At 68.9% G+C, this 12,628-nt stretch carries 10 protein-coding genes; 5 read left to right on the forward strand and 5 right to left on the reverse strand.

Annotated elements, in window-relative coordinates; genetic code table 11:
* Nucleotides 1–2: 2 nt before the first annotated feature.
* A complete protein-coding gene (locus ACFQVD_RS22020) occupies nt 3–3,185 on the reverse strand; it encodes a sensor histidine kinase (RefSeq protein ID WP_343971932.1) in 3,183 nt (1,060 codons plus the stop codon).
* A gap of 509 nt (nt 3,186–3,694) precedes the next feature.
* Between ACFQVD_RS22020 and ACFQVD_RS22025 the strand changes: the two genes are divergently transcribed.
* The 5 genes from ACFQVD_RS22025 (at nt 3,695) to ACFQVD_RS22045 (ending at nt 8,125) form a co-directional block, all read left to right on the forward strand.
* Complete coding sequence (locus ACFQVD_RS22025) at nt 3,695–4,681, forward strand: ABC transporter substrate-binding protein (protein ID WP_343971935.1); 987 nt, start codon at nt 3,695–3,697, stop codon at nt 4,679–4,681.
* The gene (locus tag ACFQVD_RS22030) at nt 4,678–5,466 is read left to right on the forward strand and encodes an ABC transporter permease (protein WP_343971938.1); all 789 of its coding nucleotides are present in this window, start codon (nt 4,678–4,680) and stop codon (nt 5,464–5,466) included. Before ACFQVD_RS22025 ends, ACFQVD_RS22030 begins: the two co-directional genes overlap by 4 nt.
* Nucleotides 5,466–6,257 carry an ABC transporter permease gene (locus ACFQVD_RS22035; RefSeq protein WP_343971941.1) on the forward strand — a complete coding sequence of 264 codons (792 nt, stop codon included), beginning with the start codon at nt 5,466–5,468 and terminating at the stop codon, nt 6,255–6,257. Before ACFQVD_RS22030 ends, ACFQVD_RS22035 begins: the two co-directional genes overlap by 1 nt.
* A gap of 9 nt (nt 6,258–6,266) precedes the next feature.
* On the forward strand, nt 6,267–7,049 hold the full coding sequence (locus ACFQVD_RS22040; RefSeq protein WP_343971944.1) for an ABC transporter ATP-binding protein: 783 nt from the start codon (nt 6,267–6,269) through the stop codon (nt 7,047–7,049).
* 71 nt (nt 7,050–7,120) lie between these two features.
* On the forward strand, nt 7,121–8,125 hold the full coding sequence (locus ACFQVD_RS22045; protein WP_343971947.1) for a methyltransferase: 1,005 nt from the start codon (nt 7,121–7,123) through the stop codon (nt 8,123–8,125).
* A gap of 212 nt (nt 8,126–8,337) precedes the next feature.
* Here ACFQVD_RS22045 and ACFQVD_RS22050 read toward each other — a convergent pair whose 3' ends face one another.
* From ACFQVD_RS22050 to ACFQVD_RS22065, 4 genes are read right to left on the reverse strand one after another with little or no spacing between them, the layout of a single operon-like run.
* Complete coding sequence (locus ACFQVD_RS22050) at nt 8,338–8,877, reverse strand: GTP-binding protein (protein WP_343971950.1); 540 nt, start codon at nt 8,875–8,877, stop codon at nt 8,338–8,340.
* Nucleotides 8,878–8,884: 7 nt separating this feature from the next.
* Nucleotides 8,885–9,286 (reverse strand): DUF742 domain-containing protein, encoded by a 402-nt coding sequence (locus tag ACFQVD_RS22055; protein ID WP_084195143.1) that lies wholly within the window; start codon nt 9,284–9,286, stop codon nt 8,885–8,887.
* Nucleotides 9,287–9,295: 9 nt separating this feature from the next.
* Nucleotides 9,296–9,718 (reverse strand): roadblock/LC7 domain-containing protein, encoded by a 423-nt coding sequence (locus ACFQVD_RS22060; RefSeq protein ID WP_030906232.1) that lies wholly within the window; start codon nt 9,716–9,718, stop codon nt 9,296–9,298.
* Nucleotides 9,715–12,594: a sensor histidine kinase gene (locus ACFQVD_RS22065; protein WP_343971962.1), complete on the reverse strand. Its 2,880-nt coding sequence runs from the start codon at nt 12,592–12,594 to the stop codon at nt 9,715–9,717. The genes ACFQVD_RS22060 and ACFQVD_RS22065 overlap by 4 nt, the downstream gene beginning before the upstream one ends.
* Nucleotides 12,595–12,628: the final 34 nt, after the last annotated feature.

Genomic DNA, 12,628 nt, shown 5'->3' on the forward strand with positions numbered 1-12,628 from the left:
GCTCACCGGTCCTCCTTGTTTCCTTCAACGTCCCGTCCGAAGTCGGGATACGGCCGTCCGTCCGCGGCTCCGCCCCTGGCGGCCGCGCGGCCCTGCCGTACGCCCTGCTGGAAGCTGGCCAGCCTGTTGCGCACCGCCTCCGGGGAGACTGTCGGCCGGAGCGCGGGAGTTTGGGGAGCCGCGCCCAGGTCGGGCGCGGCCGTGCCGGGCACCAGGTTCGCCTTGGGCACCCGCTTGGGCAGCCCGGAACCGGTGATCCCGCCGAGTGAGGGCTCGCTGGCGGCCTTGGCCGCCTGCCAGCCCACGTCGGCGGGTGACGACCAACCGTTCCCCTGCGGGGGGGCGGCGGCCTGCTGTGAGAGCTGGACGGTCTCCTGAACGGCCTGGGACGGCTGGGCCGCCTCGACCTCCTCGCCCCGTTCCTCGGCGGCCTGGACCGGCTCGACCTTCTTGAACCAGTCGGACTCGACGGCCGCGAAGATCGGCAGGAACTCCTCCTTCGCCTCTTCCATGGGCGAGGAGGCGGGGATCACCGGCAGCGGGCCGGTGTTGTCCGCCGCGTCGAACGGGCGTCGCCCGAACGGGCCGGAGTTGCCGCTGGACGGCCAGCCTCCGGAGTCGCCGCCGCGGAACGAGGAGCTCGACCAGACGTCGGAGCCGCCGTCCCTGTTCTGTCCGCCGGGCCAGACGGGGGCGTCACCGCGCGCGGGCGCGCCCGATCCCCCCGACCATGTTCCGGCGTCGTTCCTGGACGGGGTGCCCTGACCCTGGTGCCACGCGACGGGGTCGGGCTGGGAGGCGTCCGGCCAGCCGTGACCGGGGGTGGCGCCGGGCGGCGGAAGCTGTCCCGGCCATGGGGTGTCGACGGGTGCCTGCCCGAACTGGCCACCGCCGAAGGGAGGCTGCGAGGCCTCGAAGGAGTTGAACTGCTGCCCCAGGTCGAAGGAGGCGAACGAGTTCTGGTGGGCGGCCTCGAACGAGGCGAAGGACGGCATCTGGGGAGCCGCGGGGCTGGCCAGCACGGGCGGGCGGTCCATGGAGGCCATGGACCCGGCCCAGTCTCCGCTCTGCGGCATGGCACCGGGACCGCCTCCCGGGCGGGCGGTGACGGCGAGCAGGTTCTCCGGGAGCAGGACCATGGCGGTCAGGCCGCCGCTGTCCTGCTGCCTGAGCTGGACTCGGATGCCGTGCCGCAGGGCAAGGCGGCCGACCACGAACAGGCCCATCCGGCGGGAGACCGAGACGTCCACCACCGGCGGGTTGGCCAGTCGCCAGTTGGCCTGGGCGAGTTCCTCGGCGGTCATGCCGATGCCGATGTCGGTCACCGAGACCATCACGCCGCCGCCGTCGATGCGGTTGCTGGAGACGATGACCTTGGTCTCCCTGGGGGAGAAGGAGATCGCGTTCTCCACCAGCTCCGCGATCAGGTGGACGACGTCGTTGACGGAGGTTCCGGCCACGGCCACGCCCGCGGACAGCTGCAGGTCGACCCGCTCGTAGTTCTCGACCTCCGACAGCGAGGCGCGGACCACGTCGATGAGCGGGACCGGCTGGCTCCACCGGCGGGCGGGCTCCTGACCGGCGAGGACCAGGAGGTTCTCCGAGTTGCGGCGCATGCGGGTGGCGAGGTGGTCGAGGCGGAAGAGGCTGCCGAGCCGGCCCTCGTCCTGCTCGCCCTGCTCCAGGCTCTCGATGAGGGAGAGCTGGCGCTCCACCAGGGTCTGGCTGCGCCGGGAGAGGTTGACGAACATCGAGTTGACGTTGCTCCGCAGCGTGGCCTCCTGGCCCGCCAGTCGCACGGCCTCGCGGTGGACCTCGTCGAAGGCCCGGGCCACCTCACCGATCTCGTCGTCGGAGGCGACACCGATCGGGGTGATGTCCGTGGTCGAGACCTCGCCGCTCTCACGCATGCTCTGGACGGTCTCGGGGAGACGCTGACCGGCGATGGACAGCGCCTCGGTACGGAGCCTGCGCAGCGGCCTGACCAGCGACCGCGCCATGACCGCGGTGACGATCAGGACGAAGATGAGCAGCAGCACGCTCAACCCGGCGGCGATCAGCGCCCCGCGCTGCTCCGACTCCTGCAGGACCCGGCTCTGCGTGATGAGGGTGTCGGCGACCTGCTCCTCCACCGTGCGCATGCGCTCGATGATGTCGCTGGAGGCGTCGAACCACGTCGTCTGGTCACCGAGTCCGGTCCTGGAGACGTCGACGTTCCTCAGTGGCTGGCCGTTGAGGGCCAGGAAGATGGCGCGGGCGCGCAGGGCCGCCGCGCGGTCCTTCTTCTGGCTGCTGACCGTGTCGTCGTAGAGCTGGCGCTGGGCGACCGAGGCCTCGGAGCGGAAGGTCGCGAGCTCGCTGTCGAACTGCGCCCGGGCGGCCAGCATGGCGTTCAGGCCTTCCGCGCTGAACCCCCTGACGGCGAGGGCGATGGCGAGGTTCGCCCGCTCCCTGGATGCCTGCTCCTTGGCCCTGGCCAGCGCGGCGAACGCGACCGCACTGGCGGTGATCTCCTGGTCCGCGACGCCCTGAATGATCTCGTCGTGCAGGGCGAGCAGGTCCGTGATGGTACGGGAGTACGCGGCGATCGTGGGCTGGGCCGGTAGCTGGGTGGCCGTCGCCGCGTCACGCAGGCTCTTGAGCTCGTCGATGCGGCTGCGGATCTGCGTGAGCTCATTCCTGCTCCGAGCCCCGAACGACTCGATGACGCCGCTGTCGTTGATGATGCCGTTGATGCGGGTGCGCACCTCGCCGGCGACGCCATCGACGCTTTCGTACTGCTTGCGCAGATTCGACTTGCCGGTGCTCAGCCGGCCCTGTGCCACGTACCGGGCCGACAGGTCACGCTCGATCTGCAGCTCGTCGACCAGGCGGCTCAGGCCCGCGGTGAGTTCGGCGGTGGTACGCACGCGCTCGTACTCGGCGGCGCTGCTGATCGAGGTGGTGACCCGCAGGCCGCCCAGCACGATCGCGGCGGCCGTGGGGATGACGATGAGCGCGATCAGTCGCGATCTCACCCGCCAGTTCTTGAGCGCGAGCTTGCCGCCGTTCCTCGCAGACCTCTCGGAGCCGGAATCGTCCCGGTCCTGGCCCGGGCCGCTCTGCGGCTGCCCCCCCTGGTTGTCGAATCCCAGGGCAGGTGCCAGCCCGGATTCGCGTTCGCTGGGGATTGACGCTGTCCTCACTGGCCTCCGCTGCCTCTCCTCGGATCGTCTGCTTGGAGGGGATCGCGTCACGCAATGATGTGCGAGTGACGCCGACGCATCCATGGGGTAGGGGTTATTGGAGCACAGCCGGATGAGTTCGGCCAACAGCACATAACTCACATTTCCCACCGAACGGGCACACCACGTCCGTAATCGGGCGATGACTCTCCGCCCCGTAACCACAAACTTCCACAAAGTTGCGAAACAGATTTATTGACATCTTTGCTTATGCCCGCTATGCGGATCTATCTGTTGATTGTTACGGGTGTGGCAACTGGGTGGCGTATGCCTGCTTTGTAGCTTCGGGGCGATAGGGGCGAAAGGGGTGATATTTGTAATTTGACTGATCTACTCCGCTACTCTGATCCGCGGTCGGCAAACCCCCCCTTGACCAACATGCCTCCCGGGACCCCCTTCATGTCGCCCGATGAGTCACCGCGAGTTCCGGCAGGGGCGGTCAAATGCAGCTAATGCAGCTAAGGAGACCCATGAGGTTCACACTTGCGAGCCGGGCCGTCATCGCAGGAGTCACCGCCGCCCTGGTGCTGAGCGCCTGCGGAGGTTCCGACAAGTCCACTGACACCACCGCCGCGAACGCGGATGGTCTGGAGAAGACTCAGATCAAGATCGGCGCGCTGCCGATCCCCGACTCGGCCGCGCTCTACATCGCCAAGGACAAGGGCTACTTCAAGGACGAGGGACTCACCGTCACCATCGAACCGGTGGTCGGCGGAGCCCAGGCCCAGCAGTCCCTCATCGGCGGGTCTCTGGACGCCACCCAGACCAACTACGTCTCGGCCTTCCTCGCCGTCGCGGCCGGCAACAAGATGAAGATCATCTCAGACCTCTACCAGGCCGCGCCGAACTCGTTCAACCTCATGGTGCCCAAGGACTCCTCGATCAAGACGCCCGCCGACCTCAAGGGCAAGAAGATCGCGGTCAACAGCAAGAAGAACATCGGCACCCTGGCGGTGACCTCGGTGCTCAAGACGCACGGCCTCACCGAGGCCGACGTGCAGTTCCTGGAGTTCCCCTTCCCCGAGATGGGCGCCCAGCTGGCCAACAAGGTCGTCGACGCGGCCTGGATGACCGAGCCGGCCCTGACCGCGGTGCAGAAGAACCTCGGCGCCCAGAAGCTCGCCGACACGATGGTCGACTCCACGGCGGACTTCCCCATCGCCGGTGTGGTCGTCATGGAGAGCTTCGCCACCGAGAACCCCAAGACCGTCGCCGCCTTCCAGCGGGCGATCGCCAAGGCCCAGCAGATCTCCGCCACCGACCGCAAGGCCGTCGAGCAGATCCTGCCGACCTACACCAAGATCGACGCTGCGACCGCCGCCGTGATCACCCTCGGATCCTTCCCGACCAGCCTTGACGAGACCCGCCTGCAGCGGGTCGCCGATCTGATGGTCGAGCAGGGTTACCTGAAGAGCCCGATCCAGGCCAAGACCCTCCTTCCCGGCAACCTCGGGTGACACGGCACAACCCGCTCGACAACAGACTGCTCTGTGGCGCCCTCGGCGTCGCAGGGCTGTTCTGCGTCATGGAGGTCGCGGGCCGGACCGGGTTGATCGATCCGCTCGTTTTCCCGCTGGCCTCCACAGTGCTGGGTCGAGCAACCGCACTCGTGACCGACGGCGAGTTCCTCTCCGACGTCGCCTCGACCCTCGGGGCCTGGGCTCTTGGACTGCTGCTCACGGTCGCGCTCGCCGTACCCGCCGGATTCCTGCTCGGCAGCCTGCCCCGGGTGGAGAGCGCGCTCCGGCCGATCCTCGAGTTCCTGCGCCCGATTCCGTCGATCGCGTTGATCCCGCTGGCGCTCGCCGTGTTCTCCGACAGGTTCGACATGAAGGTCACCCTGATCGTCTACGCGGCGACCTGGCCCGTGCTGATCAACACGATGTACGGCCTCAAGGACGTCGACCCGCTCGCCAAGGAGACGCTCCGCAGCTTCGGGTTCGGGAAGTCGGCCGTGCTGTGGCGCGTCTCCCTGCCGAGCACGGCGCCCTTCATCGCCACCGGTGTCCGGCTGGCGTCGGCGATCGCGCTCATCGTGGCGATCAGCGCGGAACTGCTCGGCGGCGGCGCCCAGGGCATCGGCAGTTACGTCCTGGAGAGCGGCGGCAGCGCGGACGCGGTGGAGTACATCATCGCCGCCGCCATCTGGGCCGGGATCATCGGCGTGATCACCAACGGCCTGTTCGTGCTCGCGGAACGGCGGATCTTCCGCTGGCACACCGCCCGTACGGAGGTGGTCTGATGAACGGCCTGCTGCGCGGCGTGGTCCGGCTGTGGCCGGTGCCCGTCGTGCTGTTGCTGTGGGAGCTGATCACCCGCGGCATCGAGATGCTGAGCTTCCCGCCGCCGTCGCAGATCGCGACCAGCATGTACACGATGTGGCTGACCGGCCCCGCGGAGCGGCTCTGGCTGACCGACGCGGCGCTGACGAACATCCCGGTGAGCATCGGCCGGCTGCTGGCCGGATGGGTGCTGGCCGGGGTCGTCGGGATCGTCCTCGGGGTCGCCCTGGGCCGCTCCCCGCTGCTCTTCCGTTTCATCGACCCCCTGGTGCAGTTCGCCCGCGCCATCCCGCCGCCCATGCTGCTCACCTTCTTCATGGCGCTGCTGGCCATCGGCCCCCGGATGCAGATCAGCTTCATCGCGTTCGGCATCGTCTGGCCGATCCTGATCAACGCCTCCGAGGGGGCGCGGCAGGTCGACCGCCAGCACCTGGACACCGCCAGGGTCTTCGGGCTGTCGAGCGGTGAGCGGCTGTTCCGGATCATCCTGCCCTCGGCCATGCCGAAGATCTTCGCCGGGCTCCGGGTCAGCCTGTCACTGGCGCTGATCCTCATGGTGCTCTCCGAACTGGTCGGCAGCACCGACGGGATCGGCTTCCAGCTTCTGGACGCCCAGAGGTCATACGACTTCTCCGGCGTGTGGGGAACCATCGTGGTGCTCGGCATCCTGGGATACGTGTTCAACTCGGCGTTCCTGGCGGCCGAGCGACGTGTCCTGTCCTGGCACCGCTCCGCCAAGCAGACGACCTGAGGACCTGCTGTGCTTGAGATCACGAATCTGTCCCACACCTACGGCAGCGGGCCGAGCGCCCACAACGCGCTGGGCGGCATCAACCTGAAGGTCGCCCAGGGTGAACTGGTGTGCATCGTCGGCCCCTCCGGATGCGGCAAGTCCACACTGCTGCGCTCCATCGCGGGACTGCTACGGCCCAGCGGCGGCCAGGTCACGCTCAACGGCGCCCAGGTCGAGCAGACCCCCGACAACCTGGCCGTGGTCTTCCAGGACTACAGCCGCTCCCTGTTCCCCTGGATGTCGGTGGTCGACAACGTCTCGCTCCCACTGCGCCGTAAGGGAATGGACAAGCGGCAACGCGGACAGGCGGCGATGGAGGCCCTGGAGGAGGTCGGCCTGGACGGCGCCGCGGCCAAGTACCCGTGGCAACTTTCCGGGGGCATGCAGCAGAGGGTGTCCATCGCCCGCGCCCTGGCCTACCGCCCGGCCCTGCTGCTGATGGACGAACCCTTCGGCTCCGTGGACGCCCAGACCCGTGAGGACCTGGAGGACCTGACCCTGCGGGTCCGCAACCTGCACAACATGACCATCGTGCTGATCACCCACGACATCGACGAGAGCGTCTACGTCGGTGACCGCGTCGTGGTCCTGTCCAAGGCCCCCGCCGGGATCGTCGGTGACCTGCGCGTGGACCTGCCGGGACCGCGCGACCAGATCACCACCCGCGAGCACCCCGACTTCGTGCACCTGCGCGCCGAGGTCGGCCGCCTGGTGCGCGGCATGCGGAGCCCGTCGCCCTCGACCTCCTGAAGCCCTCTTCAAAACGTCCGCCGAAGCGTGGTGGTCCTCCCTCGGGACCGCACATCGCAGAGAGGATTTCCATGAGCCACCCACAGGCACCGGTCTGGGATGCGATCGGTGGCGTCTCCCGTTTCGCCGCCCTGGCCACGATGGCCGAACTGGGCTGCGCCGACCACCTGCGAGACGGCGCCCTGAGCGTTGACGAGCTCGCACTGCGCTGCGGCGCCGACGCCTCCGCGCTCGGCAGGGTGCTCCGCCAGCTCGCCGCCATGGGCATGGTCGCGACCACGGCGCCCGGCACCTACGAGCTGACCGAGGCGGGTGCCACCCTCCGCGCCGACCTGCCCGGCTCGCTCCGCCCCGCCATACGGATGATCTCCGAGGAGGGCTTCTGGTACGGCATGGGCATGGTCCCGCAGACCGTGCGCACCGGCAGGTCGGGCTTCGTCGAACGGCACGGGCACCTCTACGGCTATCTGAGGGCCAACCCCGGGGCCGGCGCGCTGTTCAACGACTACATGACGGTCAGGGCCCAGCCGTTCGCGGACGCCGTGGCCTCCCGCTACGACTTCTCCGGGGTGCGGACCCTGGTGGACGTGGCCGGCGGCAAGGGGCACATCCTGGCCGCCGTCCTGAAGGCACACTCAGATCTGGACGGCGTGCTGTTCGACCAGGAACAGGTGGTCAGCACGGCCAGGGACTTCTTCGCCGAGGCCGGTCTTGAAGGCCGGTGCAAATTCGTGGACGGCGACTTCTTCGTCTCGGTGCCCGGCGGGGCGGACGCCTACCTGCTGAGCAGTGTGATCCACAACTGGTCCGACGAGGACTCGGTGCGGATTCTGGGCAATGTCAGGGAGGCCGTCTCCGACGACGGCCGAGTGCTCCTGGTCGAGGCCGTGGTGCCGGACGGCGACAGGCCGCACATCAGTAAGGACATCGACATGCGAATGCTCGCCCTTTTCGGCGAGGGCATGGAACGCAGCACCTCCGAGTACGCCGAGCTCCTGGGCAAGTCCGGTTTCCGGCTCAGCCGGCAGGTGGAACTGCCCGGTGGCGCCTCGATTGTCGAGGCCCTGCCTATCTAGAGTTCTATTCAGGAGCCTATTCAGAGCCGGCGTAAAGGCCGGCATCAGGCTCGCGAAACAGCGGCGGCCGGCGACGTGAGGCTCACGTCACCGGCCGCCGCTGTTTCATCCGCTTTCCGCACAGAAAAGAAACGACCATCGTGAAATCGATGGTCGCGGGAAAAAAGACACGGGTCTCGCCCCTTCGAAGGGGCGAGACCCGCGTCAGGAGATCAGACCCTGAGGGTGAGGACGTGCTCGACCAGGGTGATCAAGGTCGATTTCACCGCGTCCCTGGACCGGGCGTCGGTCCGGACGACGGGGATGTGCGGGGAGATCGTCAGAGCCTCCCGCACCTCCTCCTCTCCGTGGATGTGCGATCCGCCGAACCCGTTGAGGGCCACGACGAACGGTAGTCCGGCCTCCTCGAAGTAGTCGATCGCCGGGAAGCTGTCGGCCAGCCGCCGGGTGTCGACGAGCACGATCGCACCGATCGCGCCCTTCACGAGGTCGTCCCACATGAACCAGAACCGGTGCTGACCCGGCGTACCGAACAGGTACAGGATCAGGTCGCGGTCCAGCGAGACCCGGCCGAAGTCCATGGCGACCGTAGTGGTTCGCTTTGTCGGGATGTGCGAGAGGTCGTCGACGTCCGCGCTGGCCTCTGTCATCACCGCCTCCGTGGTCAGCGGCATGATCTCGGAGACCGCGCCGACAAAGGTCGTCTTGCCGACACCGAACCCGCCGGCGACGACGATCTTCGTCGACGTCATCCCGGCGTCAGAGCCTGCGAAGCCCACTGAGCACCCTTTCAAGCAAATTGAGATCCGGCTTACCCGCATCCAGCGACGGCTGATGGATCTGCACCAGGCCCTCGGCTGCCATGTCCGCGATCAGTACCCGGGTCACGCCGAGTGGCATGCGCAACAGGGCAGAGAGCTCGGCGACCGAGCGCACCTGCCGGGACAGCGAAATGATCGCCTGATATTCCGTGGAAAGCGTGGCGGGATCCACTCCCGCCAACGTCGCCGAGGAGACCAGTGCCTCAAGAGCTAGCTGCATCCGGGGGGCGGTCCTGCCCCCGGTCACAGCGTACGGGCGAATCAACCGGTCTCGCCCGCTCTTGGCCTGAGACGTGTTCTGGGGTTCCTCCCCCGGCCCACGCCAACCTGGTGCGTCCATATCACCCCCCTATCGCTGAACCGACTGCAGTTCGGCCCGTAGCGCAGGCGTAAGCGCCTGCCCGGCACGCTCTGCGAGCAGTGTCATCTGGTAGGCCACCAGGCCCATGTCACAGTCCGGCGAGGCCAGTACGGCCAGCGCGGAACCATCGCTGATCGACATGGTCAGCAGGAGGCCCCGCTGCATCTCGATCACTGTCTGTGCCACAGGACCGCCTTCGAAGACCCGTGAGGCACCCTGGGTGAGGCTGATCAGACCGGCCGTGATCGCGGCGAGCTGGTCCGCCCGGTCCTTGGGAAATCCCTGGGAGTAGGCCAGCGGGAGCCCATCCGCGGAGACGATCACCGCGTGCGCCACTCCGGGCATCTCTTTGACGAACTCGGTGATCAGCCAGTTGAAGCCGCGGGCGGCCTGGCTGAGTTGGTTGTTCACTGCTGGTTCTCTCCCTCGACGGCCTTGGCACGCTCGCTCATCTCAGCGCGTCCCTGCCGTACGCCTTGCTGGAAACTGGACAGGCGGCTGCGCACCCGATCCGCCGACATCGGCGGCATCGGGGGGGCCGGCGCAGCCGGTGCCGCCGAGGCGGCTCCGGGAACGAGGTTCGCCTTGGGCACCCGCTTGGGAAGGCCCGATCCGGTCACGCCGCCCTCCACCGGCTTCTTGGCGACCTCCGCGGCCGCCCAGCCCTGGTCCGAGGGGGTGCTCCACGGTTGCCTGTCGGCCGCGGGCGCAGCCGGTCTGGGCGGCTGTGCCTGCTGCTGCGGCGGCTGCCCCTGCTGCTGCTGGGGTTGCGGCGTGGGGTGCGAGATCTGCGGGAAGTTCTGGGTCTCCAGTCCCTGCGGGCCCCGCCTGACCCGCTGCTCCAGCAGCCGGGGCCTGGCCTCGGCGACAGGCTCGGGATCGGGCTCCGCCTCCTGCTCCGGCTCGGGTGCGACGGACGTGCTGCTGCGGAACCAGTCGGACCCCACCGCCGCGAAGATCGGCAGGAACTCCTCCGGCTCCGGTTCCGTCGGCGAGACCTCGACCACGGGAAGGGCCTGGGTGTTCTCCACCGGCTCCAGCCGCTGCGGTGTCCACAGATCGGACGAGGGGGTCTCGGGCCAGGCCGAGGGGAACGACGGCGCCGGGGTCGACGCCAGCGGCGACGACCACAGGTCCTCCACCGCGGAGGCGGGCACCACCGGCCCCGACCAGAGATCTCCGGACATCGGTGCCGGCACCTGGGGAGGCGTCTGGGCGGGCTGCCCGAGGCCGACCGGCGATCGGCCACCGCGCCCGGCGCCGGTCCCGAACGGGTCCGCGTTCGGAGTGGAGCCGAACGGGTCGGGGTTCACCGAGGAGAACGAGTTCGCGGGACCGCCGAAGGAACCGGACGGCATGCCGCCCTGTCCGGCCATCGCCATCTCGGGCACCCCCGCGCCCTGGGCCACCACCTGCACCGGCAGGAGTACGACGGCGCTCAGGCCACCGGTCTCCGGGCGCCTGAGCTGGACCCTGATCCCGTGGCGCATGGCCAGGCGGCCGACCACGAACAGGCCCATCCGGCGGGAGACCGACAGGTCCACCGCGGGTGGCTCGGCCAGCCGGCGGTTGGCCTCGGCCAGTTCCTCGTCGCTCATGCCGATGCCCGCGTCGGTGACCGCCAGGATGACGGCGCCCATCTCGTTGCCGTTGCTGGTCACCGTGATCTTGGTGTCCTGCGGCGAGAAGAAGATCGCGTTCTCGACGAGCTCCGCGACCAGGTGGACGATGTCGTTGACGGCCTGGCCGATGATCGAGATGCCCGACTCGACCCGGAGGTTCACCCGCTCGTAGTTCTCCACCTCCGACAGCGAGGCGCGGACGACGTCGCTGAGCGGAACCGGCTCACTCCACCGGCGGCTCTGCTCCTGACCGGCGAGGACCAGGAGGTTCTCGGAGTTCCGGCGCATGCGGGTGGCCAGGTGGTCCAGCTTGAAGAGGCTGCCGAGGCGGCCCTCGTCCTGCTCACCCTGCTCCAGGTCGTCGATGAGGTCGATCTGGCGTTCCACCAGCGACTGGGTGCGCCGGGAGAGGTTGACGAACATCGCGTTGATGTTGCTTCGCAGGCGGGCCTCGTCACCCGCCAGCCGGATGGCCTCGCGGTGGACCTCGTCGAAGGCCCTGGCCACTTCCCCGATCTCGTCTCGGGAGGCCACCCCGATGGAGGGCACCTCGATGTTCGGAGCGTGGTCTCCGGACTCCCGCAGCACCCGGACGGTCTCGGGCAGCCGGGTGTCGGCCACCTCAAGCGCCTCGCTGCGCAGCTTGCGCAGCGGCCGGACCAGCGTGCCGGCCACCCAGGCGGTGATGAGCAGGATCAGGACCAGCAGGACCAGGATCGAGACACCGGAGATCGCGGCGCTGCGCTGCTCGGCGCTCTCCATCTCCTGGCTGCGGGCGACCACCGCGGCCGACAGGCCGCGCTCGACGGTCCGCATGTTGTCCACGATCGCGGAGGAGGCGGCGTACCAGGTGTCGGCGCTCCTGAGCCAGCCGCCGCCGATCCGCTCCAGCGGCTTGTTCTCCCGCATGAGGGACATGACGAGAGCCCGCATGGAGTCGGCCTGGTCGATCTTGGGGCCGTTGACCACGTCGCGGAAGCGCTTGATGTCGGCGGCCGAGGCGGTCGCCCGGAAGGCGTTCTCCTCGCTCTGCTGGCTCCGGTACGCGCCCAGCAGGTCGGCGGGGTCGTCGAAGTCGAACTTGCCGTCCAGGAAGCTGACCAGGAGGGTGCCCCGCTGCCTGGCGACCTGCTCCTTGGCCCGGGTCAGCGCGCCCAGCGCGAGCGCGTCACCGATGAGGCGCTCGTCGCCGCCGCTGCGGCCCAGGTCGTCGTGGAGGGTGATGAAGTCGGAGATCATCCGCGAGTACATGCCGAGGGCCGCCCGGGGCAGCACGCTGCCGTCGGTCATCAGCCTGCGCAGGCCGGGGAGACCGTCGAGCCAGCGGCGGATCTGGGCGACCTCGGTACGGACGCGGGCCGCCTGCGACTCGTCGAGGGCCTCCATGGCGGTCAGCGTTTGCTTGCTGCTCCGGTCGACCACCCCGCGCTGTTCCCTGACCTTGGTGAGCCGGGAACGCGTGGCGCCGGCGGCGTACCAGGCGGTGAGGTCGCGCTCCTCGGCCATCTCGTGGGCGAGCGTGCCGAGCGACTCGACCAGTGAGGCGACCTCGGTCATCCGGCGGTACTCGCCGGCCGTGGCGAGGGCGGTGGTCAGCTGAAGTCCGGTGAGCAGGACGGCCGCGGCGGTCGGGAGCAGGATCAGCGCGACCAGACGGGGACGCACGCGCCAGTTCGCCGGCAGGAGTCGACTGCCCACC

The organism is Streptosporangium amethystogenes subsp. fukuiense (assembly GCF_042665875.1).
GTDB lineage: Bacteria > Actinomycetota > Actinomycetes > Streptosporangiales > Streptosporangiaceae > Streptosporangium > Streptosporangium fukuiense.